The sequence below is a fragment of the Actinoplanes sp. NPDC051405 genome (genome assembly GCF_055586185.1).
The window spans coordinates 171,279-194,626 of record NZ_JBVJIR010000012.1 but is presented as its reverse complement, the minus strand read 5'-3'; the positions used below and the strand labels follow the sequence as shown (position 1 = coordinate 194,626).

Annotated in this window: 23 protein-coding genes; 12 read left to right on the top strand and 11 right to left on the bottom strand. The window is 72.8% G+C overall.

Annotation, left to right across the window (positions count from 1 at the left end):
- Positions 1-125: 125 nt before the first annotated feature.
- From ACZ6S4_RS25600 to ACZ6S4_RS25590, 3 genes are read left to right on the top strand one after another with little or no spacing between them, the layout of a single operon-like run.
- Positions 126-1,277, top strand: a complete 1,152-nt coding sequence (locus ACZ6S4_RS25600; protein WP_465477334.1) for a glycosyltransferase — start codon at positions 126-128, stop codon at positions 1,275-1,277.
- Positions 1,274-2,356: a glycosyltransferase gene (locus tag ACZ6S4_RS25595; RefSeq protein ID WP_465477333.1), complete on the top strand. Its 1,083-nt coding sequence runs from the start codon at positions 1,274-1,276 to the stop codon at positions 2,354-2,356. Before ACZ6S4_RS25600 ends, ACZ6S4_RS25595 begins: the two co-directional genes overlap by 4 nt.
- Positions 2,353-3,855: a glycoside hydrolase family 130 protein gene (locus ACZ6S4_RS25590; protein ID WP_465477332.1), complete on the top strand. Its 1,503-nt coding sequence runs from the start codon at positions 2,353-2,355 to the stop codon at positions 3,853-3,855. Before ACZ6S4_RS25595 ends, ACZ6S4_RS25590 begins: the two co-directional genes overlap by 4 nt.
- On the opposite strand, the gene ACZ6S4_RS25585 is transcribed toward ACZ6S4_RS25590, so the two are convergent.
- Entirely contained in the window at positions 3,852-4,514 is a 663-nt protein-coding gene (locus ACZ6S4_RS25585) for a response regulator transcription factor (protein ID WP_465477331.1), read from the bottom strand. The two genes, ACZ6S4_RS25590 and ACZ6S4_RS25585, sit on opposite strands and share 4 nt — an antisense overlap.
- Positions 4,511-5,611, bottom strand: a complete 1,101-nt coding sequence (locus ACZ6S4_RS25580; protein WP_465477330.1) for a sensor histidine kinase — start codon at positions 5,609-5,611, stop codon at positions 4,511-4,513. The genes ACZ6S4_RS25585 and ACZ6S4_RS25580 overlap by 4 nt, the downstream gene beginning before the upstream one ends.
- A 131-nt stretch (positions 5,612-5,742) precedes the next feature.
- On the opposite strand from ACZ6S4_RS25580, the gene ACZ6S4_RS25575 reads away from it, so the two are divergent.
- On the top strand, positions 5,743-6,411 hold the full coding sequence (locus ACZ6S4_RS25575) for a YqeB family protein (RefSeq protein ID WP_465477329.1): 669 nt from the start codon (positions 5,743-5,745) through the stop codon (positions 6,409-6,411).
- Here ACZ6S4_RS25575 and ACZ6S4_RS25570 read toward each other — a convergent pair.
- Positions 6,408-7,229 carry a methyltransferase domain-containing protein gene (locus ACZ6S4_RS25570; RefSeq protein ID WP_465477328.1) on the bottom strand — a complete coding sequence of 274 codons (822 nt, stop codon included), beginning with the start codon at positions 7,227-7,229 and terminating at the stop codon, positions 6,408-6,410. The two genes, ACZ6S4_RS25575 and ACZ6S4_RS25570, sit on opposite strands and share 4 nt — an antisense overlap.
- A gap of 100 nt (positions 7,230-7,329) precedes the next feature.
- Here ACZ6S4_RS25570 and ACZ6S4_RS25565 point away from each other — a divergent pair, with 100 nt between their 5' ends.
- Both ACZ6S4_RS25565 and ACZ6S4_RS25560 read left to right on the top strand, forming a co-directional pair.
- Entirely contained in the window at positions 7,330-8,775 is a 1,446-nt protein-coding gene (locus ACZ6S4_RS25565; protein WP_465477327.1) for a diguanylate cyclase domain-containing protein, read from the top strand.
- Between the two features lie 59 nt (positions 8,776-8,834).
- Positions 8,835-9,854, top strand: coding sequence for a Gfo/Idh/MocA family protein (locus ACZ6S4_RS25560; protein ID WP_465477326.1), 1,020 nt, complete (start codon positions 8,835-8,837; stop codon positions 9,852-9,854).
- Between the two features lie 260 nt (positions 9,855-10,114).
- On the opposite strand, the gene ACZ6S4_RS25555 is transcribed toward ACZ6S4_RS25560, so the two are convergent.
- The 5 genes from ACZ6S4_RS25555 to ACZ6S4_RS25535 are packed head-to-tail and all read right to left on the bottom strand — an operon-like array spanning position 10,115 to position 14,358.
- Positions 10,115-11,407 carry an amidohydrolase family protein gene (locus ACZ6S4_RS25555; protein WP_465477325.1) on the bottom strand — a complete coding sequence of 431 codons (1,293 nt, stop codon included), beginning with the start codon at positions 11,405-11,407 and terminating at the stop codon, positions 10,115-10,117.
- Positions 11,404-12,633 carry a kynureninase gene (gene kynU / locus ACZ6S4_RS25550; RefSeq protein ID WP_465477324.1) on the bottom strand — a complete coding sequence of 410 codons (1,230 nt, stop codon included), beginning with the start codon at positions 12,631-12,633 and terminating at the stop codon, positions 11,404-11,406. Before kynU ends, ACZ6S4_RS25555 begins: the two co-directional genes overlap by 4 nt.
- Positions 12,630-13,487 (bottom strand): tryptophan 2,3-dioxygenase, encoded by an 858-nt coding sequence (locus tag ACZ6S4_RS25545; RefSeq protein WP_465477323.1) that lies wholly within the window; start codon positions 13,485-13,487, stop codon positions 12,630-12,632. The genes kynU and ACZ6S4_RS25545 overlap by 4 nt, the downstream gene beginning before the upstream one ends.
- A gap of 45 nt (positions 13,488-13,532) precedes the next feature.
- A complete protein-coding gene (locus tag ACZ6S4_RS25540; RefSeq protein ID WP_465477322.1) occupies positions 13,533-13,979 on the bottom strand; it encodes a YchJ family protein in 447 nt (148 codons plus the stop codon).
- Positions 13,980-13,983: 4 nt separating this feature from the next.
- A complete protein-coding gene (locus ACZ6S4_RS25535) occupies positions 13,984-14,358 on the bottom strand; it encodes a MerR family transcriptional regulator (RefSeq protein WP_465477321.1) in 375 nt (124 codons plus the stop codon).
- A 52-nt stretch (positions 14,359-14,410) separates the two neighbouring features.
- Here ACZ6S4_RS25535 and ACZ6S4_RS25530 point away from each other — a divergent pair, with 52 nt between their 5' ends.
- Positions 14,411-15,343 (top strand): aldo/keto reductase, encoded by a 933-nt coding sequence (locus tag ACZ6S4_RS25530; protein ID WP_465477320.1) that lies wholly within the window; start codon positions 14,411-14,413, stop codon positions 15,341-15,343.
- A 3-nt stretch (positions 15,344-15,346) separates the two neighbouring features.
- Here ACZ6S4_RS25530 and ACZ6S4_RS25525 read toward each other — a convergent pair whose 3' ends face one another.
- From ACZ6S4_RS25525 to ACZ6S4_RS25515, 3 genes are all read right to left on the bottom strand, one after another.
- On the bottom strand, positions 15,347-15,823 hold the full coding sequence (locus ACZ6S4_RS25525) for a methyl-accepting chemotaxis protein (RefSeq protein ID WP_465477319.1): 477 nt from the start codon (positions 15,821-15,823) through the stop codon (positions 15,347-15,349).
- Between the two features lie 70 nt (positions 15,824-15,893).
- Positions 15,894-17,237 (bottom strand): HEAT repeat domain-containing protein, encoded by a 1,344-nt coding sequence (locus ACZ6S4_RS25520; RefSeq protein ID WP_465477318.1) that lies wholly within the window; start codon positions 17,235-17,237, stop codon positions 15,894-15,896.
- A 28-nt stretch (positions 17,238-17,265) separates the two neighbouring features.
- Positions 17,266-18,177 (bottom strand): RNA polymerase subunit sigma-70, encoded by a 912-nt coding sequence (locus ACZ6S4_RS25515; RefSeq protein ID WP_465477317.1) that lies wholly within the window; start codon positions 18,175-18,177, stop codon positions 17,266-17,268.
- Between the two features lie 105 nt (positions 18,178-18,282).
- Between ACZ6S4_RS25515 and ACZ6S4_RS25510 the strand changes: the two genes are divergently transcribed.
- The 5 genes from ACZ6S4_RS25510 (at position 18,283) to ACZ6S4_RS25490 (ending at position 23,263) form a co-directional block, all read left to right on the top strand.
- Positions 18,283-18,669, top strand: coding sequence for an SgcJ/EcaC family oxidoreductase (locus ACZ6S4_RS25510; protein ID WP_465477316.1), 387 nt, complete (start codon positions 18,283-18,285; stop codon positions 18,667-18,669).
- An 85-nt stretch (positions 18,670-18,754) separates the two neighbouring features.
- The gene (locus ACZ6S4_RS25505; protein ID WP_465477315.1) at positions 18,755-19,768 is read left to right on the top strand and encodes a LacI family DNA-binding transcriptional regulator; all 1,014 of its coding nucleotides are present in this window, start codon (positions 18,755-18,757) and stop codon (positions 19,766-19,768) included.
- Between the two features lie 205 nt (positions 19,769-19,973).
- Positions 19,974-21,335, top strand: coding sequence for an ABC transporter substrate-binding protein (locus ACZ6S4_RS25500; RefSeq protein WP_465477314.1), 1,362 nt, complete (start codon positions 19,974-19,976; stop codon positions 21,333-21,335).
- Between the two features lie 60 nt (positions 21,336-21,395).
- The gene (locus tag ACZ6S4_RS25495; protein WP_465477313.1) at positions 21,396-22,283 is read left to right on the top strand and encodes a carbohydrate ABC transporter permease; all 888 of its coding nucleotides are present in this window, start codon (positions 21,396-21,398) and stop codon (positions 22,281-22,283) included.
- An 11-nt stretch (positions 22,284-22,294) separates the two neighbouring features.
- Positions 22,295-23,263, top strand: coding sequence for a carbohydrate ABC transporter permease (locus ACZ6S4_RS25490; protein WP_465477312.1), 969 nt, complete (start codon positions 22,295-22,297; stop codon positions 23,261-23,263).
- Positions 23,264-23,348 lie beyond the last annotated feature (85 nt).

Here is a 23,348-nt window from a genome sequence, read left to right as displayed (position 1 = left end):
ATTACCGAATTGCGGCATTTTCACAGTCAGTCGCCGCCGAAAGCTGAAGCGTGCGCTCACGCTCCACGCCCGCGCGCGCCGGTTTGTGCTGCGGGGAGGCAGCCTCTGATCAGAAAGGCCCGTCAATGCCCGCGACCTACGGTTTCCTGAGCACCTATCCCCCCACCCAATGCGGTCTGGCGACGTTCAACGCGGCGCTCGCCAGTCACCTGACGGGCGGCACGCCCGGCAGCGGTGTGGTCCGGCTGCTCTCCGCCGACGCCGCCGGAGGCGGACTGGCGGTCGACCGTACGGCGCCGCGGGTCGCGCACACCTGGCACACCGACACCCCGGGCGGCTGGGTGGCCGCGGCCAACGTGCTCAACCGCTTCGACGTCGCCATCGTCCAGCACGAGTACGGCATCTACCCCGGCCTCGACGGCGACGAGGTGCTGCCGCTGCTGCGCGCCCTCAAGGTGCCGACGATCGTCGTGCTGCACACCGTGCTCAGCACACCCTCGATCACCCAGCGCATCGTGCTGGAACGCATCGTGGCCGCCGCCGACGCCGTGGTCACCATGACGGACACCGCCCGGCAGCGCCTCAGCACCGGCTACCGGATCGACGCCCGCAAGGTCACGGTCATCCCGCACGGCGCCGGCAGCCACTCCAGCGCCCCGCGCGAGGCCCACGACGTCCCGCACCTGCTCACCTGGGGGCTGCTCGGGCCCGGCAAGGGCATCGAGTGGGCGCTGCGCTCGCTCGCCCTGCTGCGCGACCTGAGCCCGATGCCGGCGTACACGGTGGCCGGACGGACCCACCCCAAGGTGCTCGAACACCACGGCGACGTCTACCGCGAGTCGCTCAAGGCACTGGCCGCCGAGCTGGGCGTCGCCGACGCCGTCCGGTGGGACGACGTCTACCACGACCAGGCGACGCTCAGCCGGCTGATCCGCTCGGCCGACGTGGTGGTGCTGCCGTACGACTCCACCGAGCAGGTCACCTCCGGCGTGCTCATCGAGGCCGTCGGCGCGGGCGTGCCCGTGGTGGCCACCGAGTTCCCGCACGCCGTGGAGCTGCTCGCCGACGGGCCCGGCCTGCTCGTACCGCACCACGACCCGGCGGCCATGGCCGCCGCGATCCGGCACCTGCTGTCCACCCCGGACGCGGCGCCGCACCTCAACGGACTCGGCGGCGCCCCGACCCTGCGCTGGCCCGCCGTCGCGGCCCGCTACCAGGCCCTGGCCACCCGCCTGGTGCACGACCGCAAGCCCGCCACCGCCCCCGTACCCGCGTGAGCGTCTCGCTGCGGCTCGTGCCGCCGCCGATCCGGCTCGTCGACGCACCCGAACCCAACTGGTCGCAGATCGCCCGGCTCTCCGACGACACCGGGCTGCTCGAACACGCCCGGCACGCCACCCCGCGGCGCGAGCACGGCTACTGCGTCGACGACGTGGCCCGCGGGCTGCTCGTCGCCAGCCGGGAACCGCAGCCCACCGCCCTGGTGGCCGGGCTGGCCGAACGCTACCTGGCGTTCCTCACCCACGCCCTGACCCCGGACGGCCGGTGCCACAACCGGCTCAGCTACGACCGGCGCTGGCTGGACGAGCCCGACCTGGGCGACTGGTGGGGCCGGGCGGTATGGGGGCTGGGCACGGCCGCCGCTCGCTGCCCGGTGCCGTGGATCCGGGCGGAGGCCCGTACGGCGTTCACCATCGCGGCGCGCAAGCGCTCACCCTGGCCCCGCGCGATGGCCTTCGCCGGCCTGGGCGCGGCCGAGGTGCTGCGCGCCGACCCCCGCGCCGGCGCGGCGGCCGAACTGCTCGGCGACGCCGCCACCGTGGTCGGGCTGCCCGACTCCGACCCCGAATGGGTGTGGCCGGAACGCGAACTGACCTACGCCAACCCGGCCCTGGCCGAGGTCCTCATCGCCGCCGGTGACCTGCTCGGCGACGAGCCGCTGCTCACCGACGGGCTGCGGATGCTGAGCTGGCTGTGCCGGACGCAGGAGCACCAGGGCCACCTGTCCACTGTGCCGGTCGGCGGCTGGCGGCCGGACGTGCCCCGGCACCGCTACGACCAGCAACCCATCGAGGCCGCCGCGACGGCCGACGCGTGCGCGACCGCGGGGGCGGTGACCGGCGACGACCGGTGGGACGCGCCACTGTTCCAGGCCATCGCCTGGTTCCTGGGCGACAACGACTCCGGCACCGTCATGTACGACCCCCTCACGGGTGGCGGATATGACGGATTGACCCCGGACGGGCCTAACCTGAACCAAGGCGCCGAATCCACCCTCGCCCTCGTCTCCACCCTCCAGCACGCCCGCGCGCTGGCGGCGCGGAGCGCGACCCGACCCTCAGGCGGATTGGCATGACCGCAACCATGGACCCCCAGAACGTCCGGACCACCTCGCTCGCCCACCGGCACGCGCTCACCATGCAGCCCGACGGCCGGCGGGTCGTCATCAAGCTCTTCGTGCCCGGTGAGGACGCCCAACTCGGGCAGAACCGTGCCTCGCTGATCATCGAGCGGATCCTGCAGCTCGACGACGACGAGATCATCCGGCTGCTCGACGACGTGCTGGCCCGCTTCTCCGGGCGCCACCACGACATCTGCGCCACCTTCCAGCACCACTACGACCTGGTGCAGCACCGGGTGCCACCGGACATCGAGCTGTCCCCGAGCGCCCGGGCGCTGATCGGCGCCTACTTCAGCCACGAGTTCGCCGTCGAGGCGGCGGCGCTGTGCAATCCGTCGATGGTGCCGCACCCGGATCAGAGCGACCTGGGGCCGGGTGAGCTGCGGGCGGCGATCAGCCTGCGGCAGATCGGCGAGGGGCACATCTCCTCGGTGGGTTTCTGCTCGGCCGTGCTCGGTCCGGACGACCAGATCCGGCTCGAGGACCGGGACGGGCCGCTGATGATCGGCCAGCGGGTCGGCGCCAAGCACCACCGTGACCTGCTCGCCGCCGGGCTGGCCGAGGAGGACCTGGACAACGAGATCACCGCCACGGCGCTGTCCTCGCTGCCCGAGCGCTACGACGACGACGAGTTCGAGGACGTGCTCGGCCATCTGCCCGGCGAGCTGCTGGCCCGGCCCGCCGCCAACGAGACGCTGGAGGCCATCCGGCGCATCGTGGCCAGCGACTACGCGGTGACCTTCCCGGCCACTGTGCCGCTGCACGAGCGGGTGCTGTGGCCGGCCACCCCGGCCGAGAGCAACGGCATGGAGGACGCCCGCTTCGTGCAGGTCGAGGAGGCGGACGGGCGGATGGCGTACCACGCCACCTACACCGCGTACGACGGGCGGCACATCGGCGGGCGGATGATGCACACCCGCGACCTGCGGCACTTCGAGGTCACCGCGCTGCGGGGCCCGGCGGCCCGCAACAAGGGCATGGCGCTGTTCCCGCGTACGGTGAACGGCCGGCACCTGGCGCTGTGCCGCTCCGACGGCGAGACCCTGGGGCTGAGCACCCGCGACGAGCAGAACCGCTGGCAGGACGCGGTGCCGCTGCTGATGCCGCACCGCGGCTGGGACCTGATCCAGGTCGGCAACTGCGGGTCGCCGGTGGAGACCGAGGCGGGCTGGCTGGTGCTGACCCACGGCGTGGGCCCGATGCGGCGGTACGCGATCGGCGCGATGCTGCTCGACCTCGACCACCCGGAGCGGGTCATCGCCGACCTGCCGCACGGGCTGCTGGAGCCCGACGAGACCGAGCGCGAGGGGTACGTCCCGAACGTCGTCTACTCCTGCGGCGGGCTGGTGCACGCGGGGCGGTTCTGGCTGCCGTACGGGGCCAGCGACGTCCGGGTCGGCTTCGCCAGCATCCCGCTCGACGAGCTGCTCGCCGCGATGGTCCCGGTCGTCTAACGCGCGTCGTGCACCAGCAGGGCGACCTGGACGCGGTTCGTCAGGTCCAGTTTGGTGAGGATGCGCGACACGTACGCCTTGACCGTGGCCGTGCTCATCCGCAGGGCCGTACCGATCTCCTGGTTGGTGCGGCCCTGCGCGACGAGCAGCGCGACGTCGTGCTCGCCGGGGCTGAGCCGCTGCAGCGCCGCGCGGGCCCGGTCGCGTCCCGGATCGTGCGCCGCGGCGGCGACGTGGTTCATCATCCGGCGCAGCACCTCGGGGGAGAGCATCGGCTCACCCGCGGCGACCCGGCGCACCGCCCGCGCGATCTCCTCGGGCGGGGTGTGCTTGAGCAGGAAGCCGCTGGCTCCGGCGCGCATCGCCCGCAGCACGTGCGCGTCGGTGTCGAAGGTGGTCAGCACGATCACCTCGGGTGGTTCGCGGCGGGCGCGCAGTGTTTCGGTGGCGGTGAGGCCGTCCATGCCGGGCATCCGGATGTCCATCAGCACCACGTCCGGGCGGTGGGTGCCGACCGCGCCGGCGACCTCGGTGCCGTCCGCGACCGCGCCGGCCACCTCGATGCCGTCGAACGCGGCCAGCATCATCGTCAGGCCGGCCCGGACCAGCGCGTCGTCGTCCACGAGCAGCACCCGGACCGGCTGCGGCGCCGCGGTCACGGGGTCCACGGCAGCCAGGCCCGCAGGTGGAACTCGCCGGTGGCGGTGGGGCCGTGGTCCAGGCGGCCACCGGCGAGCTGCACCCGTTCGCGCAGCCCGACCAGTCCGGTGCCCGAGCCCGGCAGCCCGGAGCCGCCGGTCCGCAGCACGTTGCCGACCTCCACGACCAGTCCCTGTTCGGCGTGGCCGGTGACCGCGACCCGTACGCGCGCGCCCGGTGCGTGTTTACGGGCGTTGGTCAGCGCCTCCTGCACGATGCGGTAGGCGTGCCGGCCGACCCCGGCCGGCACCCCGTCGGCGGCCAGTCGCAGCTCCACTCGTTCCCCGGCCTCCCGGGACTGCGCGACGAGCGCGGGCACGTCGTCGAGGGTCGGTTGCGGACGGTCCTCGGCCGGTTCGCGCAGCACGCCGATCACCTGTCGCAGTTCCTCCAGCGCCTCGTAGGCGTTCTGCCGGATCACCCCGGCCGCCAGCCGTTCGCCCGCCGGGGCGTCCCGGCGCACCTCCAGCGCTCCGGCGTGCACAGCGAGCAGCGACATCCGGTGGGCCAGCACGTCGTGCATCTCGCGGGCGATGCGTTCCCGTTCGGCCAGCCGGGCCTGCTCGAGGCGCAGTTCCTCGCCCTGCTCGGCCTCGCGGGCCCGTTCCGCCAGGGACCGGACCAGCCGGCGTTGGGCGCGGACCAGCATGCCGATCCCGACGAGGATCACGTGCAGCAGCACCAGGAACGTCGTCGCCTCCCAGTAGGTGCGGGTGGGGCCGAGCGCGACCAGGTAGACGGTGGCCAGAGAGACGGCGTGCACCGTGGTGACGGCGACCGCCACCGCGGCCGAGCGGTACAGCGCGACGGAGAACAGGGCGATCGGGGTGGCGCCCATGGGCAGCCCGAAGAGCAGGCCCAGCACGATCAGCACGAGGGCGAGGGCGACCGGGCGGCTGCGGCGGTACCGGATCAGGGCGGTGACCGCGACCGCGCCGGCGACCAGCTCGACGCCGATCGGCCAGCCGTCGCCCTCGCTCAGGGTGGACGCCAGGAAGAAACCGCCCAGGGCCAGGGCGATGCCGGCCAGGGCTGCTTCGACGAGCCAGCGCCTCATGACTGGACCGTACTGCGCCGGGGCCGGCTCGCGCAGTGGCCGGTCGGCGGCCGCGGCGTCGACTTTGGTCGACGCGGGTGCGACCACCGCCGCTAGCGGGAGCCCGGCGGCGGCCCGAAGACTCGGCGGTCGTGGACGAGACGATTGTGGCGACCCCGTGGTGGGCCCGGGTGGCGGTGTGGACGGCGTTGCCGGCGGCCGGGGCCGGGCTGGGCTGGGTGATCCGCGAGGTGCCGGGTTGGGTGCTGCGGATCCCGTTCGTGCCGGTACGGGGGCCGCTGCGCCTGGTGGACCGGCTGGACGAACCCTGGGCGACGCTCGGCGCGATGGTGCTGGGCACGATCGCCGGCCTGGTGCTGGCCGGGCTCGTCGACCGGGAGTCGCTGACCGTGCGCATCTCGGGCACCCAGGTGACGCTGACCCGTCCGGGCACCACCCGCGCAGTGCCGCGCGGCACGGTGGCGGTGGCCTACCGCGAGGGCGACCAGCTCGTGTTGCTCGGGCCGACCGGGCGGGAGGTGGCCCGGGAGCCGTCGCACCTGTCGGTCGCGCGGCTCGCCGCGGCCTTCGGCCCGGTGTGGTCGGCCCAGGACCCGTACGCCGGCTCCTACCGGCGCTGGGTGCCGGAGCTGCCCGATGTCCCGGCCGAGGCGGCGGCGCTCTTCGCCGCCCGGCAGCAGGCCCTGGACAAGGGTGACAGCGACGACGCCCGGGACCTGCGCGAGGAGCTGGCCCGGCTCGGTTTTGTGCTGCTCGACCGCAAGAAGCGCCAGCACTTCCGCCGGGTGGAAGGACCCTAGACAGTCGCCGCGACCACCCAGATGGTCAGGACCGCGAGGAACTCGCCGTCCGCGCCGGCCTGCTCCACCTGGTCGAACCAGCGCTCGCGCAGCCCGGTCGGGGTCATCCACGACTCCTGCGGCACCTGGGGGTTGACCATCGGCAGCACCACCGCGGCCGAGTCCGGGTCGGGGAAGTAGCAGGTCACCGGGGTGGCGCTGATGTCGCGCAGGCCGTAGCCGACCAGCCGGCGGCGCAGCGTGCGGCCCATGTCGAGCCGGCGCGGGGTGAGCCGGCCGTGCATGTGCGCGACGATCGTCTCGGCCAGCCCGGTGTCGACGCCGTCGAAGGCCAGGGAGTCCCAGTCCGTGTCGAGCAGGCAGAGCCGGCCGCCGGGGCGGATCACCCGGATCAGCTCGCCGATCGCCACGTCCGCGTCGTCGACGTGCTGCAGCACCCGTTCGCACCAGACGCCGTCGAAGCTGTCGTCGGGCAGATCCAGGTTGGAGACGTCGCCGGTCACGTACCGGATGTCGCCGCCGTCGTGGCGGTCGCGGGCCGCGGCCAGCGTGGCCGCGGAATGGTCCAGGGCGATCACCTCGCCGCCCGGCGCGACGGCCGTCGCCAGGGCCCGGGCGACGTCGCCGGCGCCGCAGCCGGCGTCCAGCAGGCGCTGCCCGGCGGCCGGGCGCAGGGCCTGCCACGCGGTGTGCCGGACCCGGCGGATCTCCGGGTGGCGGGACATGCCCTCGAGGGCGGCCACCAGCATGGCGAACATGTCCGGCGGGATGGCGTCGAGGTCCGCGAAGGGGGTGCGGTCCAGCTGTGCGGGCTCCATGGCTCCGATCGTCGCGCGGCGCGGGCCACGCTGCGGGCAGCGGTCAACCTTCCGACACGGGAAGGCTCGGATTCCGGAAGTTTTCACCGATCGGGTGACTGTGACCCGCATTCGGCAGCTGCTGCCCGACGGCAACCTGGACCGCACCCGGCTGGCCGCGACGATCCTCGGTTGCCTCGGGCTGGCCGCCGGCCTGGCCCAGGTCGGCAACGAGGAGCGGTCGCCGAGCTGGCACCTGGCCTCTTTCCTGGCCATCCTGCTCGTGATGCTGGCGGTCGTGCTGACCCACCTGCGCGGCCGGGCGCCGTGGTGGGACTCGATCACGCTGCCGGTGCTGATCACCATCGGTGGCGCCGGCCTGCGGGACCCGCTCGCGACGATCGGGCTGGCCTTCGCGGTCGCCCTGGCCCTGAGCCTGTACGGCCCGACGGGCCTGTGGATCCTGCGTACGGTCGGCGGGTTCGCGGCGATCCCGGCCGCCCTGGCCATCTCGCCGGTCTCGCTCGGCCGGGTCATCTCCTGGCACTCCCCCACCGTGATCGGCATGCTGCCGCTGCTGGGGCTGACGAGCGCGATGATGCGCGGCATCTACCTGGCCCTGCGGCACCAGGAACGGGTCAGCGCCCGCGACGCGGTGCTGGCGCGGACCGGCAGCCGCATGATCAGCCTGACCGAGGTCACCGCCGTCCGCCGGCTGGGCGTCGAGGCGGCGAACGCCATCGTCGCCCTGACCCCCGGGGTCGCGATGGCGATCCTGCGCCGGGACGAGCGGGGCCTGTTCGTCAAGGCCGTGGCCGGTCTGCCGGAGTCGTTGCTGCAACGGCCCGTGCCCGAGTCGGTGGTGACCGGTCCGGCCGGGCTCGGGGGGCTGGCGCCCGGGTTCCGGCACTGGCGGGTCGAGACGTTCTCCGCGGACCTGCATCTGCTGGTCGGCGGGCGCAACCCGGTGGCCGAGGACGTCGTGGCGGCGTTCCGTACGGTGTCGAACCAGGTGGTGCTCGGGGAGGCGGCCTGCGTCTCGCACGCCGAGCTCGACCACCGGGCGCACCACGACCACCTGACCGGGCTGCCCACCCGCGACAAGTTCTTCCGCGAGCTGGACGCGGCGACGGCGGCCGGGGCGCCCGGCAGCGTCGCGCTGCTGCTCATCGACCTGGACGATTTCAAGGCGGTCAACGACACGTACGGGCACGCGGCCGGCGACGAGCTGTTGGTCGAGCTGGCCGGCCGGATCGTCGGCGCGGGCGGGCCCGGCAGTGTGGCCGCCCGGCTCGGTGGCGACGAGTTCGCCCTGCTGCTGACCGGGCTGGGCACCCCGGGCGACGCCGACGCGACCGCCCGCGCGGTGAGCGCCGCCATCGTCGCCCCGGCCCGGCTGACCGCCGCCACGGTGACGGTCGGCGCCTCGATCGGGATCGCCGCGGCCACTACGGGCTGCGGCGCCGGCGAGCTCACCCGGCACGCCGACGAGGCCATGTACGCGGCCAAGGCGCACGGCAAGAACCGCGTCGAGCGCTACGACCCCGACCGGCTGCAACCGGCCTGAGCGGCCCGGCTGTCCGGTGCCCGGCAGCGGTGAAGATCGCGGGACGTAGGATCCGGTCCATGACGGCTACCCGGATCGGACTGGTGGGGTACGGCTCGGGCGGGCGGATCTTCCACGCCCCCCTGCTCGCGGCGGCGGACGGTGTCGAGTTCGCGGGCGTGGTGACGCGTTCCGCCGAGCGGCGCGCCGAGCTGGCCAAGGGCCACCCCGACGTGCCCGCCTTCGACTCGCTCGCCGACCTCGCCGCGGCGGGTGTCGAAGCTGTCACCATCTCCACCCCGGCGGCCACCCACGCGGCCCTGGCCCGGGAGGCGATCGCGCTCGGCCTGGCCGTGGTGGTGGACAAGCCGTTCGCGCTGGACGCGGAGGCGGCCCGCGAGGTCACCACGCTGGCGGCCGACGCGGGTGTGCTGCTCAGCGTCTACCAGAACCGCCGCTGGGACTCCGACCTGCTCACCCTGCGGCGCCTGATCGGCGAGGGGGCGCTCGGCGAGGTCCGCCGGTTCGAGTCGCGATTCGAGCGCTGGGCGCCGGACCGGGAGCCACCCGCGGCGGGCGGTGGCACGCTGCTCGACTTCGGTGCCCACCTGGTGGACCAGGCGCACCTGCTCTTCGGCCCGGCCACCCGGGTGTACGCGGAACTGCGCGGCGACGGCGACCTGGACGACGACGTCTTCGTGGCCCTGCACCACGAGAGCGGCGTCGAGTCGCACCTGTGGGGCAGCTGGCGGCAGGCGGCGCCGGGTCCACGCCTGCGGGTCAGCGGCACGACCGGCACCTACATCGTCGACGGCATCGACGGCCAGGAGGCGGCGCTCAAGGCCGGCCGCTCCCCCGCCGACCTCGGCGACCGCTGGGGAGCCGAGCCGGAGCACGTGTGGGGACGGCTCTACCGCGGCGCGACGGGCGCACCGGTCCGCAGCGAGCGCGGCCGGTGGGACACCTACTACCCGGCGTTCGCGGCGGCCGTTCGCGGGGAGACGCCGGTCCCGGTCGACCCGTGGGACTCGGTCCGCAACATGGACGTGCTGGACGCGGCCCGGATCAGCGCGACCACCGGCGAGACGGTCGGGCTCTAGCGCGGCCGCACATGCGGGCCCGGGACGCGCCGTCGGGCTCTAGCGCGCGGCCGCACATGCCGGCCCCGGACGCGCGGTCGGGCTCTAGCGCGGCCGCACATGCGGGGCCGGGACGCGCCGTCGGGCTCTAGCGCGCGGCCGCACATGCCGGCCCCGGACGCGCGGTCGGCCTCTAGCGCGGCCGCACATGCGGGGCCGGGACGCGCGATCGGGCTCTAGCGCGCGGCCGCACATGCCGGCCCCGGACGCGAGATCGGCCTCTAACGGGGCCGCACGTGCGGGCCCAGGACGCGGGCGGTGGCGAGCGAGCCGGCGAAGGTGGCCGGTTCCAGGTCCAGGCCGGCCGGCAGCCAGGCCGGTTCGCCCTGATCCGGATCGGTCGCAGCAGCCAGGATGTCGGCCGGGCTCAGGCCCGCCTCCAGCAACGCGCCCAGCTCGCGCGGGTTGATCCCCGGTGGTAGCGGGCCGTTGCCCAGGTCGGTGCCGTAGCGCACTTTCCCGCCGTGGCCGAGGAATCGCCGCAGGTTGCCGAGCGCCACGTCCCGCTCGGGCGTCGCGGTGCCCCAGCCGTGGATGTCCAGCGTGCTGATCCAGATCATCCGGGCCGCGCAGTCCCGGACCAGGCCGTCGTCGAGGGCCTCGGTCCACGGGGTGTGCGCGAGCACGTCGGCCCCGGCGGCCAGGGCGGCGGTGACCGTGCCCGGCCCTTCCGCGTGCACGACCACCGGCAGCGCCGCCGCGTGGGCCGCCTCGACCACCGCGGCCAGCGTCGCGTCGCTGAGCATCGGGCCGCCCGCGTGCGCGGTCACCTTGATCAGCGTCGCGCCGCCGGCCCGCACCTCGTCGACCGCCGCGGCCGCGTCCGCCGCCGACCGCACTTCGCGGCAGCTGCCGGCGGGCGCCCACGAGCGATCGCTGGGATAACCGCCAGGAGCGATCAAAAACGGACCAGCGAAGCGTACGGCCGGAACACCGCGCGCCGCCTCGGCCGCGACCTTCGCCGGCACGCCGCCCAGGTCCCAGACCGACGAGATGCCCCCGGCCCGCACCGTCGGCAGATGCACCAGCGCCGAGTGCACGTGCGCGTCGCACAGCCCGGGCAGCACCGTCCCGGGCAACCGCCGCCGCGCCGCCCCGGCCGGCACCTCGGCGACCGGCACAACCTCCCGGCCTCCGGAAGCCCCGGCCCCAGCAACCGGCCCGGCCTCCCGGCCTCCGGAAGCCCCGGCCCCAGCATCTGGCCCGGCCTCCCGGCCGCCGGACACCCCGGCCCCAGCATCTGGCCCGGCCTCCCGGCCACCGGACACCCCGGCCCCAGCATCTGGCCCGGCCTCCCGGCCACCGGACACCCCGGCCCCAGCAACCGGCCCGGCCTCCGGGCCACCAGCCGTCCCTGCCTCAGTGACCGAGCCGGCCCCAGCGGCCGAGCCGGCCCCAGCGGCCGAGCCGGCCTCAGCGAGTGGCCGGGCCGGGCCCAGCGCCACGCCGGTCCGCAGCCGGCCGTCCCACCACAACGAGTCCGGCAGCAGCCAGTCCGGGCCCGCCGGGCTCACGACTGTTTCTCGAGCAGGGTGCGCAGCACGGCCAGGCCCCGGTGCACCTCGGTGAAGCTGGTGCTCAGCGGGGCCGGGCCGATCCGGATGCCGTCCGGGCGCCGGTAGTCCGGGATGACGCCGTTGTCCCAGAGGCTCTCCAGCAGCTGCTCGAAGCCCGGGCGGCGCAGCGTGACGTGACCGCCGCGGTGCTCCGGCTCCCGTGGGCTGACCACCTCGACACCCAGCGGCGCCAGCCAGCGGTCGGCCAGCTCCAGCGCATAGCCGGTGAGCAGCACGGACTTGGCCCGTACGGCCTCGATGCCGGCCTCGGCCAGCATGTCGAGGTTGGCGTGCAGCGGGACCATGGCCAGGATCGGCGGCGTGCCGCTGAGCAGCGCTCGCGCCCCCTCGGCCGGTTCGTGGCCCGGGCCCATCTCGAACGCCGCCCGGTGGCCCATCCAGCCCTGGATCGGCTGCCGCAGCTCACCCTGCAGCTCGCGGCGCAGGTAGCCGAAGGCGGGCGCGCCCGGGCCGCCGTTGAGGTACTTGTACGTGCAGCCCACGGCCAGGTCCGCACCCCAGTCGTCGAGCCGCACCGGCACCGAGCCGACCGAGTGGCTCAGGTCCCACAGCGTCAGCGCGCCCGCGGCGTGCGCGATCCGGTTGATCTCCGCGGCGTCGGCGAGCCAGCCCGACCGGTACGCCACGTGGCTGAACAGCACCAGCGCGGTCTCCTCGTCGACCACCTCGGCGACCTGGGCCGGGGTGATGCCGGTGGCCGGGTCCGTCTCGATCCACACCAGGCTCAGGCCGCGCTCGGCGGCGATGCCCTCCAGCACGTACCGGTCGGTGGGGAAGTTGTCGGTGTCCAGCACGACCTTGCGCCGGCCGGGACGGGCGTCGACCGCCGCCCGGGACAGCTTGTAGAGCAGCACCGTCGTGGAGTCGGCCACCACGACCTGGCCGGCGGCGGCCCCGAGCGCGACCGCGCCGAGCCGGTCGCCCAGCTGCAGCGGCCACTCCAGCCAGCCGTCCGTCCAGCCGCGGATGAGCCGGCCGGCCCACTGCTCGCGGACGAACTCGTCGAGCAGCTGGGCGGTGGCCCGCAGCGGCCGGCCGAGCGAGTTGCCGTCCAGGTACGAGACGACGTCGAAGCCGTCCGGGGTCAGGAAACGTTCGCGCAGGTGGGCCAGCGGGTCGGCGGCGTCGAGGGCCTCGGCCCGGGCCAGCAGGTCGTCGCTCACGCGCCCGCCACGCCGATCTCGGTCCGGACCGCGTACAGCTCCGGGAAGAAGGTCAGGTCCAGGGCCTTGCGCAGGAAGTTCACGCCGCTGGAGCCGCCGGTGCCGGCCTTGAAGCCGATCGTGCGCTCCACGGTCTTGAGGTGGCGGAAGCGCCAGAGCTGGAAGTTCTCCTCCAGGTCGACGAACTCCTCGCAGGCCTCGTACGCCTCCCAGTTGGCGTCCGCGTTCTCGTAGATCTTGGTGAACACCGGGACGAGCTCCTCGTGGTACCGGTAGCCCTCGGTCACGTCCCGTTCCAGCAGCGAGACCGGGACGTCGTGGCCGTGCCGGGCCAGGTAGCGCAGGAACTCGTCGTAGACGGTCGGCGCCTCCAGCGCGCCCAGCAACAGCTCCTGCGCCGCCGGGTCGTCGTCGAAGATGGCGAGCATCCGGCGGTCCTTGTTGCCGAGCAGGAACTCGACCGCGCGGTACTGGTACGACTGGAAGCCCGACGACGTGCCCAGGAAGCTGCGGAACTCGGCGTACTCCGACGGGGTGAGGGTGGCCAGCACCGACCACTGCTCGGTGAGGCAGCGCTGGATGTGCTTGACCCGGGCCAGTCCCTTGAGCGCGGGCCGCAGGTCGTCGGCGGCGAGCTTGCGCTGCACGGCGCGCAGCTCGTGCAGGATCAGCTTGAGCCAGAGCTCCGACGTCTGGTGCTGCAGGATGAACAGCAGCTCGTCGTGGTGCTCGGGGACGCTGACCGGGTGCTGCGCCGAGAGGACCTGGTCGAGCCGCAGATACCGCCCGTACGACATGTTGACCTTGAAGTCACGGACGATGCCGGCCTCCAGGGGCCGTTGATTCGACGACACGTGCCTGCCCTCCTCAGATGATTCACCTGAAGGAGATCACACCCGTCAGATGTTGGCGAGGGGCCCGTCGGTAAGGATCGGACCCCAGTACACCCACTGACCGTCGTGCCGCACGAAGCGGCTGCGCTCGTGCATCTCCCCAGGCCGGCCCGCGTCGCGGTAGTGGGCCCGGAACTCCACCACGCCCTCGGCGTCGAAGAGCCCGCCGCGGCTGGTGCCCAGCACGTCGAGCCCGGTCCAGCGCAGGCCCGGGTCCGGCTCGACGTCGGCCGGCCGGGTGTCCGGGTGCCAGGACCGCAGCACGTACGCCGCGTCGTCCAGCACGAAGGCGGCGTAGCGCGAGCGCATCAGCCCCTCCGCGGTGGCCGCGGCATGGCCCCGGTGCGCCGGGCCGCAGCATTCACCGTACGGCTGACCGAGCCCGCACGGGCAGGGCTTCGCGTCGTCGAAGCCGGTCAGCGTCGTGGTGCGGCGGGATACGCGTCGGGCCATGCCCTCATTCTTGCTCACCCGCGGTGTCGAGCGACCGGTAGTAGCGGATCTTCCCGCGGATGTGCTCACGCTGCTCGGCCAGCTCGGCCAGGCGCCGGCCGATCTCCCGGTCGTGCTCCTCGAGCAGCTCCACGCGTTCCTGGATGGTGCGCTCGTCGCGGGTCAGGTCGGCGTAGCGGCGCATCTGGGCGATCGGCATGCCGGTGTCGCGCAGGCAGCGCAGGATGCCCAGCCAGGCGATGTCGTCGTCGTCGAAGACCCGCTGGCCGCCGGGGGTACGGGCGATGTCGTCGAGCAGCCCGATCCGTTCGTAGTAGCGCAGGGTGTCGAGGCTGAAGCCGGTCTTGTCGGCGATCTCACCTGGAGAATAGGTCGGCATCCCGCGATTCTGCCCTTGATCTGGAGCGCGCTCCAGGTGGCACCGTGCCGCCATGAGCGAAATCGTTTTGGGGGCCATGTTGTTCGGCACGCGGATCGGCGAGCGGGAGTCGTTCGCCCTGCTGGACCACTTCACCGAGCGCGGCGGGCGGTGGATCGACACCGCGAACAACTACGCCTTCTGGCTGCACGAGAGCGGCCTCGGCGGCCAGAGCGAACAGGTCGTCGGCCGCTGGCTGGCCGCGCGGCCCGGCCTGCGCGACCGGGTACGGATCAGCACCAAGCTCGGCGCGCAGCCCACCGACCCCGCCATCGGCTTCCCGTCGGCCGAGGGCCTGTCCGCACCGGTGATCCGCCGGGCCACCGAGCAGAGCCTGGCCCGGCTGGGCATCGAGCACATCGACCTGCTCTGGGCGCACATCGAGGACCGGTCCGTGCCGCTGGACGAGACCGTGACCGCGTTCGGTGAGCTGGTGACGCGGGGCGTGGTGGGGCGGCTGGGCGCGTCGAACCACCCGGCGTGGCGGGTCGAGCGCGGCCGGCAGCTGGCCGCCGCGCAGGGTGTCGCGGGCTGGACCGCTCTGCAGCTGCGGCACTCGTACCTGCGGCCGCGGCCGGGGGCGGCGTTGCCCGCGTCGGCGCACCGGGTGGTCAGCGACGAGGTGCTGGACTTCGCGCGGAGCAACGAGGACGTGGTGCTGTGGGCGTACACGGCGTTGCTGAACGGGGGCTATGTGCGGCCGGAGCGGCTCGACGAGGCGTACGAGCACCGCGGCACCACCCGCCGGCTGGCCGAGCTGGACGCGGTCGCCGCCGAGCTCGGGGCCGGCCGCCACCAGGTCGTGCTGTCCTGGCTGCTGGGTGGGAGCCCCGGCGTGTGGCCGATCGTGGGGGCGACGACCGTGGAGCGGCTGGACGAGGCGCTGGACGCGTACGAGATCAAGCTGGACGCCGCCCAGCGCGACCGGCTGGATCGCGCCGCCTGAGGCTCAGCGGCCCTGCTGGTCCAGCACGATCGCGCTGATCACCTGCTGGCAGCGGTCCAGCTCCTCGATCAGGCCGCGCATCTCCTCGATCGCCGAGACGGCGTTGCGGGTGTCACTGCGGATGCCGCCGACCTGCCCGCCGATCTCGCTGGTGGCCACCGCGGTCTCGTTGGCCAGGTCCTTGACCTCGCTGGCCACCACGGCGAAGCCCCGGCCGGCCTCACCCGCCCGGGCCGCCTCGATGGTGGCGTTCAGGGCGAGCAGGTTGGTCTGCTTGGCGATGGTGGCGATGAGCTCGACGACCTTACCGATCTCCGTGCTGCTGGCCTCCAGCCGCTGGATCACCTCGACGGCGGTCTGCGCCGCGCGGACCGCCGACCGGGTCGCCGTCGCCATGTCACTGCTGACATCGGCGAGCCGATGCGCGGAGCCGGGCGCCGTGCTGTCGGGGAATCCGTCACCGCTCTGCCAGTCCGTCATCGCGCTCCACCCCTCGCCGGCCCTACCTCCAACATCGCACCCCGCGGTTGCCGTTCGCGGCGAATTCGCGCTATCTGGTCGCGTCGGCCCGGCCGCGCGTCGCCAGCCGGGGGTCGGGGTCGCCGGCGAGCCGCAGTGCTGCTCGCAAGCGGGTCGCCGCGTCCCGGCCGTTCAGCAGCCGGTAGCCCGCCCGGCGCACCTCGGGCCGGCTGTCACCGAGCAACTCCCAGCCCAGGGCGGGAGGCAGCCGCCGGTCGAACGGGCGCAGCGCCAGGGCCGCCTCCCGGACCACGGCAGCGGCCGGGTCACGCAACAACGGCACCACCAGCTCCACCGGTACGGCGCCGAGGTGGCCGAGCGCCCGTACCGCCGCGGCCCGGATCGGCCCGGACGGGTGGCTCAGCAGGGCGACGAGCACCGGGGCGTCACGGTCTGAGCCGGCCTCGGCCAGCCCGGCCACCGATCCCGGCGACGGCTCGGCGGTGCGGTAGTGGGCGACGACGTCCGTACCGGCGCGGCGGGCGGCGTCCCGGGCGATCGCGCGGACCAGCGGCGCCGGGTCGTCCAGGGCCGCCACCGCCTCGGCCGCCGGTCCGAGCCGGAGCAGCCCGGTGAGGCCGAGGGCCCGCACCCCGGCCGGCCGCGCGGCGAAGAGCCGTTCCAGGGTGGGCCGGTGCTGCCGCCCGACCGCCTGTTCGTAGGCCACCTGCGCCGCGCGGTTCCGGATCCGCGCGTCGCTCTCCCGCACCGCGAGGTCCGCCAGGGCGGCCAGGTCGAGGCGGTCCTGCTGCAGGTCGGCGTCGAAGGCCAGCCGCCGCTGGTCGCGATCGGGCGACGCGGCCAGCTGCCGCCGCACGTCGTCCGGCGCGGCGAGCACCGCGGCGGTGACCAACTCGCGGGCGAAGCGCCCGCGGTAGCGATCGGCGAGCTTGACCGCCATTGGTACGGCCCCAGGCAGGAACCGCCCGGGTTCGTCGCTGAGCAGCCGGGTCAGCACCGTCCGGGCCGGGTTGCGCACCTGTGGAGCCCAGTCGTCGGCCCGCAGCACCAGCAGAGCCACCATTTCCGGGAGCGGGCGCGCGGCGATGGCGACGACGGCCCGTTCCCGGACCCGGCCGTCGCGGTGCAGCGCGGCGACCGTGAGGGCGATCGGGGTCCGGCGGCCCCGGGCGAAGCGTTCCAGCAGCGCCTCGAACGCGGGCGCCGGCCGGTCCGCGTACCGCCAGGTGATCCTGCGGATCCGCTCGTCGAGACGCAGCAGCAACCGCGGCCGGCCGCCCAGCCGGGCCAGAGCCGTCCGAGCCGCGTACTCGTCGTCGCGGAAGTCCGCCTCCACGAGCAGCTCGATCAGGCGCAGCAGTGCCTCGTCGTCGTAGGCAGGCGTGTCGAGCGCGGCGGTCAGGGCGTCGGTCATCGGGCCATGGTGTCAACACCGGCGCTCGTCAGCGCGGCAATATCAGCGGCAGTCCGAAGGCGGTGAACAGGCTGTCGTCCATGAAGACAACGGTGCGGGTGACAGCGCCGCCGGCGACCTCGAAGACCTGCAGGGTGTGGGCGCGGCCGTCGGCGTAGGCCGCCGCCGCGAGACCGCCGTTGGCCTCGATCGGCAGCAACCGCCAGTCGGTGCCGCGCATCGCCCAGACCCGGGCGATGAACCCGGCGTACGCGTCAGCGCCCTCGTACCAGTTGAGCACCGGCGGCATCTCCAGCACCACGTCGGCCACCAGCAGCCGGCGCAGCGCGTCCAGGTCCGCGTTCTCGAAGGCTGCCACGTACCGCTCGACGACGGCCGGATCGGGCGGCGGCCGCAGGTCGTCCTCCGCCACGTCGCCCACCCGGGACCGGGCCCTCTGCAAGCCGCTGTTCACCGCCGCCGTGGTCGTGCCCAGGGTCGCGGCGACCTCCGCGGCGGAGAACTCCAGCACGTCGCGCAGCAGCAGGATCGCCCGTTGCCGGGGCGGCAGGAACTGCAGGGCGGCCACGAACGCCAGCCGCAGCCGGGTGCGGGCGGCGACCACGTCGGCCGGGTCGGTGCGCCAGGGCTGCAACCACGGCACTTCCGGCCGGGCGGTCATCGGCGCCTGCGGGTCGTCGAGGGCGCCGACCAGGCCGGACGGCAGCGGGCGGCGGGCCTGGCCCTTGAGCGCGGTCAGGCAGGCGTTCGTCGCGATCCGGTAGAGCCAGGTGCGCAGGGACGCGCGGGTCTCGTCGTACGTGCCGAAAGCCCGCCATGCCCGCAGCAGCGTCTCCTGCAGCAGGTCCTCGGCGTCGTGCGCTGAACCGGACATCCGGTAGCAGTGCGCCAGCAGCTCACGTCGGTACGGCGCGGTCAGTGCCTCGAACTCCACGCCCATGGATACCGCCGGGCGGCCCGGAAGTCATCGCCCGTCCCGCGATGAATTCCCGTGGCGGCCGCGGTAGGTACGGCCGGAACCATCGGACACTCGAGAGGACAGGTCATGACCGACGAGAACGACGTGCGTGCGGTACTGCGGTCGATCACCGCCGCCTGGGACGCCAACGACGCCGACGCCTTCGCCGCTGCCTACACCCCGAACGCGACGGTGGTGCTGGGCGGCGGCGTCTTCCACCGCGACCGGGAGGAGATCCGCGCCTCCATGGCCGCGGGCTTCGACGGGCCGCTGAAGGGCACCCGGGGAATCGACGAGCCGGAGCTCGTGCGGGTCGCCGGGGACAGCGCGGTGGTGGTCAGCCGGACCGGCTTCCTGCTGGCGGGCGAGACCGAGCTGCCGGCGGACCGGGAACGGCGGGCGACGTGGACTCTGCGGCGTACGCCGGACGGCTGGCGGGTCGCCGCGTACGCGAACGTTGCAACGGCGACCTGACAGTATCCGCAAGACCGGTCAGCCGTTCGTCCGCCGCTGCAAGGTCCAGTACAGGATTTGCAGAGCGCTGACGTAGGATTCCGGCGTGACCAAACGTCTCGCCGAAGTGGCGAAGAAGGCCGGCGTCAGTGAGGCGACCGTCAGCCGGGTGCTCAACGGCCGCAGCGGCGTGTCCGAGGCGACCCGGGCGTCCGTGCTGACGGCCCTCGATGTGCTGGGCTACGAACGGCCCACCAAGCTGCGTGGTGAGCGCGGCCGGCTGGTCGGCCTGGTGCTGCCCGAGCTGCAGAATCCGATCTTCCCGGCGCTGGCCGAGGTGGTGACCGCGTCGCTGGCGCAGCGCGGGTTCACCCCGGCCCTGTGCGCCCGCACGATCGGTGGTGTGCCCGAGCGCGACTACATCGAGATGCTGCTGGACCACCAGGTGTCCGGGGTGGTCTTCGCCGGCGGCTCGTACGCGCTGGCCGACGCCGAGCACGGGCACTACCGCCAGCTGCTGGACCGGCGGATGCCGGTGGTGATGGTCAACGGCGGCGTGGACGATCTCGGCTTCCCGCACATCTCCACCGACGACGCGGTGGCGGTCGAGCAGGCGTTCGGGCACCTGCGCTCGCTCGGGCACGAGCGGATCGGCATGGTGATGGGCCCGGAGGACCACGTGCCGTCGCGCCGCAAGCTGGCCGCGGTCAAGGAGGTCGCCCAGTGGACCGGCCCCGCGGCACAGTGGCCGGTCGAGCGCACCAACTTCTCGATGGAGAGTGCCCGGCTGGCCGCGACCCGCCTGATCCAGCGCGGCGTCACCGCCCTGATCTGCGCCAGCGACGTGCTGGCCCTGGGCTCGATCCGGGCCGCCCGCCGGCTCGGCCTCGACGTGCCGCGGGACGTGTCGGTGGTCGGCTTCGACGACAGCGTGCTGATGACGTGCACCGATCCGCCGCTGACCACCGTGCGGCAGCCGATCGAGCTGATGGGCCAGGCGGCCGTCGACGTCCTGGTGAACCAGATCGAGGGCGCCGCGGCCACCACCGACGAGCTGCTCTTCGAACCGGAGCTCGTGGTGCGCGGCTCGACCGGCCCGGTGCCGGTCAAGACCGGCTGACCAGCACATTCATCCTCATCATCAGGGCGGGCCCACCGGGCCCGCCCTTTTTGTGCCCTGGGCCACACCCGTCGAGTTTTTTCTGTTGTTGGTTCACTTCTTGCGGGACACCGTTGGACTTTGTATCGTCACCTCCACGAAACATCGCACCGATGAGTGAACCCCCTTAGGCGCGCACCCCACCCCAGGAAGGGGTCTATTTCCCATGTTCAGAACCAGGCTGCGCAGTGCCCTCGGGCTGCTGCTCGTCGCCGGGGTCGCGATGTCCGCCGCCGCGTGCGGCGACAGCGACGACACCCCCGCGGCGACCAAGGACGGCAAGGTCACGCTGGTGGTCAACGGCCTCCCGCCGGCCACCGAGAAGGCCACCCACGAGCGGTTCCTCGCCAACGTGGCCGAGTTCGAGAAGGCCAACCCGAACATCAAGATCGACGCCCGCGAGGGCAAGATGGACCCGCAGACGTTCCCGGCCAAGCTCGCCGGCGGCCAGCTCGAGGACGTCTTCTACGTCTACTTCACCGACCCGGCCAGCCTGATCGCCAAGCGCCAGGTGTCGGACATCAGCAAGTACCTCAAGGACTATCCGATCACCTCGCAGATCAAGCCCGAGGTGCTGCGGGTGTTCCAGGACGAGGGCGGCAAGACGTACGGGCTGCCGTACAAGAACTACTCGATGGGCCTGCTCTACAACCGGGACCTGTTCACCAAGGCCGGCCTGGACCCGAACAGCCCGCCCAAGACCTGGGCCGACGTGCGGACGGCGGCCAAGAAGATCGCCGGCCTGGGCAACGGCACGGTCGGCTACGGCGACTACAGCAAGAACAACACCGGCGGCTGGCACTTCACCACCGAGCTCTACTCGCTCGGCGGCGAGATGGCCGTCAACAACGGCGGCACCTGGAAGGCCGCGTTCAACAGCCCCCAGGGTCAGCAGGTCCTGCAGCAGCTCAAGGACATGCGCTGGACCGACAACTCGATGGGCCAGAAGCAGCTGCTGGAGTGGGCCGACCTGCTGCAGCAGATGGGCTCGGGCAAGCTCGGCATGTACCTGGCCACCGCCGACAACATCCCGACCATCGTCAACCAGTACAAGGGCAAGTACGCCACCTACGGCCTCGGCCCGATCCCGGACGGCAAGGGCACTCTGGGCGGCGGCGAGGGCTACATGTTCAAGGCCGGACTGAGCCCCGAGAAGATCAACGCCGGTCTCAAGTGGCTGACCTTCTGGTTCACCTCGGCCGAGCGCTTCGAGGCCGAGAACAAGTGGTCGAGCGAGACCGACCAGCCGGTCGGCCTGCCCGAGCCGGCCATCTTCACCGGCGCGGCGGCGCAGACCCAGGCCGCGGCCGACAAGAAGTACGCCAACGTCCCGCAGGAGAACTACGCCGCGTTCGTGGCCGCCATGCCGACCATCCCGGTGAAGCTGGAGCCGCCGAACGCCCAGCAGATCTACGCGGCGCTCGACGTGGCCATGCAGAAGGTCCTGACCGACAAGAACGCCGACATCAACAAGCTGCTCACCGACGCGGAGACCCAGGCCAACTCCATCCTGGCCGGCGTCAAGTAATCGCAGCGGGTCGCCGGCGGGCCATCCGCCGGCGGCCCGTCCTCAAGACAAGGAGTGACGATGGCGGTTCTGACGGACCGGCTGCGCCGCAAGATCCAGGACAACCTGCTGGCGTACGCGTTCATGGCAGCCGGGCTGCTGTGCTTCGCCTTCTTCTCCTGGTATCCGCTGGTCCGGGGCGTCATCCTCAGTTTCCAGCAGAACAACTTCGTCGTGCCGCCGTACTGGGTGGGCCTGGAGAACTACCGGGCGCTCTTCGACGACCCGCTGTTCTACACGGCCTGGAAGAACACCCTGCTGTTCACCGGGCTGGCGCTGGTCTTCGGCTTCGTCCTGCCGTTCTTCATCGCGGTGCTGCTCAACGAGTTCCGCCACTTCAGCGGCTTCTTCCGGATCCTGGTCTACCTGCCGGTGATGCTGCCGCCGATCGTGGCGGTGCTGCTCTGGCGCTACTTCTACGACCCCGGCAACGGCCTGTTCAACTCGCTGCTGCGCAGTGTGGGCCTGCCGGAGTCGCAGTGGACGCAGTCGTCCAGCACCGCGATGATCTCGCTGGTCCTGGTGTCCACGTGGGCCAACCTGGGCGGCGCGACGCTGATGTATCTGGCCGCGCTGCAGGGCATCCAGGGTGAGCTCTACGAGGCCGCCGAGCTCGACGGCGCGAGCGTCTGGCAGCGGCTGCGGCACGTCACGCTCCCGCAGATGCGCTTCATCATGCTGGTCCTGCTGCTGCTGCAGATCATCGCGACGATGCAGGTCTTCATCGAACCGTTCGCGCTGACCGGCACCTCCAATCCCGACACCATCACCGTGCTGGTGCTCGTCTACCGCTACGCCTTCACGGTCAACCAGGACTTCGGCCTCGCGGCCGCGATGAGCATGCTGCTCTTCGTGGTGCTGGGCGCCTTCTCGGCGCTCTACCTGCGGCTGACCCGGACTGCGGACTGAGGGGAAATCCGATGACACTGACCGCCCCGCCGCAGACCCCGATCAGCGGCGCCACCCCGGCGCCGGTCCCGCCGCGCCGCAAGCGGAGGCTGGCCGGCACCAACCCGGCCACCCGTACGCTGATCTCCAGCGTCGACCTGCAACGCCACCGCGGCCTCTACTTCACCGTGCTGGGCCTGACGATCACCGTCTTCGTGCTGGTCTTCCTGGTCCCGCTGTACTGGATGTTCGCCAGTGCGGTGAAGTCGCCGGCCGAGTACGCCCTGAGCACCCCCACCTTCATCCCGCACTCCTGGCACCCGGAGAACTACGCGACCGCGTGGGACAACATGCGCATCGCCAAGTACTTCACCAACACGGTGCTGTACGCCGCCGGCGGCTGGCTCATCGCGCTGATCTTCGACGTCGGGGTCGCGTACGCCCTCAGCAAGCTCAAGCCGATCTTCGGCAAGATCCTGCTCGGCGCGGTCCTGGCCAGCCTGATGCTGCCGGCCTCGGCGCTGCTGGTCCCGGCCTACCTGACCGTGGTGGACGTGCCGCTCATCCACGTCAACCTGCTCAACACGCCCTGGGCCCTGTGGTTGCCGGCCGCCGCCAACGCGTTCAACGTCTACGTGCTCAAGCGGTTCTTCGACCAGATCCCCGACGACCTGCTCGACGCGGCGTCGATCGACGGCGCGGGCAAGCTGCGCCAGCTGTGGTCCATCATGCTGCCGCTGTCGCGCCCGGTGCTCGGGGTGGTCTCGATCTTCATCATCATCGCGCTCTGGAAGGACTTCCTCTGGCCGCTGCTGGTGCTGCCGGAACCGGAGGCGCAGACGCTGAGCGTGGCGCTGAGCCGGCTGGCCAACACCAGTCAGGTGCCGCCGACCGAGTTCATGGCCGGGCTGGCCATCGCGAGCGTACCCATGATCGTCGTTTTCCTGATCTTCCAGCGCAGCATCATCGGCGGACTCTCCGCGGGCTCGATGAAGGGCTGATCCCCACCCGGTCCCCCAGGCGGTCAGCGTCGACCGCCGGGACCAGTGCGCCCTCTTCCTCTCTCGAGACACCCCAGAAAGCAGG

Excerpts from the sequence above, each read along its gene's own strand:
- ACZ6S4_RS25600 (WP_465477334.1), top strand. The coding sequence starts at position 126 with ATGCCCGCGACCTACGGTTTCCTGAGCACCTATCCCCCCACCCAATGC.
- ACZ6S4_RS25590 (WP_465477332.1), top strand. The coding sequence starts at position 2,353 with ATGACCGCAACCATGGACCCCCAGAACGTCCGGACCACCTCGCTCGCC.
- ACZ6S4_RS25580 (WP_465477330.1), bottom strand. The coding sequence starts at position 5,611 with ATGAGGCGCTGGCTCGTCGAAGCAGCCCTGGCCGGCATCGCCCTGGCC.
- ACZ6S4_RS25570 (WP_465477328.1), bottom strand. The coding sequence starts at position 7,229 with ATGGAGCCCGCACAGCTGGACCGCACCCCCTTCGCGGACCTCGACGCC.
- ACZ6S4_RS25560 (WP_465477326.1), top strand. The coding sequence starts at position 8,835 with ATGACGGCTACCCGGATCGGACTGGTGGGGTACGGCTCGGGCGGGCGG.
- ACZ6S4_RS25540 (WP_465477322.1), bottom strand. The coding sequence starts at position 13,979 with ATGGCCCGACGCGTATCCCGCCGCACCACGACGCTGACCGGCTTCGAC.
- ACZ6S4_RS25535 (WP_465477321.1), bottom strand. The coding sequence starts at position 14,358 with ATGCCGACCTATTCTCCAGGTGAGATCGCCGACAAGACCGGCTTCAGC.
- ACZ6S4_RS25530 (WP_465477320.1), top strand. The coding sequence starts at position 14,411 with ATGAGCGAAATCGTTTTGGGGGCCATGTTGTTCGGCACGCGGATCGGC.
- ACZ6S4_RS25525 (WP_465477319.1), bottom strand. The coding sequence starts at position 15,823 with ATGACGGACTGGCAGAGCGGTGACGGATTCCCCGACAGCACGGCGCCC.
- ACZ6S4_RS25520 (WP_465477318.1), bottom strand. The coding sequence starts at position 17,237 with ATGACCGACGCCCTGACCGCCGCGCTCGACACGCCTGCCTACGACGAC.
- ACZ6S4_RS25515 (WP_465477317.1), bottom strand. The coding sequence starts at position 18,177 with ATGGGCGTGGAGTTCGAGGCACTGACCGCGCCGTACCGACGTGAGCTG.
- ACZ6S4_RS25510 (WP_465477316.1), top strand. The coding sequence starts at position 18,283 with ATGACCGACGAGAACGACGTGCGTGCGGTACTGCGGTCGATCACCGCC.
- ACZ6S4_RS25500 (WP_465477314.1), top strand. The coding sequence starts at position 19,974 with ATGTTCAGAACCAGGCTGCGCAGTGCCCTCGGGCTGCTGCTCGTCGCC.
- ACZ6S4_RS25495 (WP_465477313.1), top strand. The coding sequence starts at position 21,396 with ATGGCGGTTCTGACGGACCGGCTGCGCCGCAAGATCCAGGACAACCTG.
- ACZ6S4_RS25490 (WP_465477312.1), top strand. The coding sequence starts at position 22,295 with ATGACACTGACCGCCCCGCCGCAGACCCCGATCAGCGGCGCCACCCCG.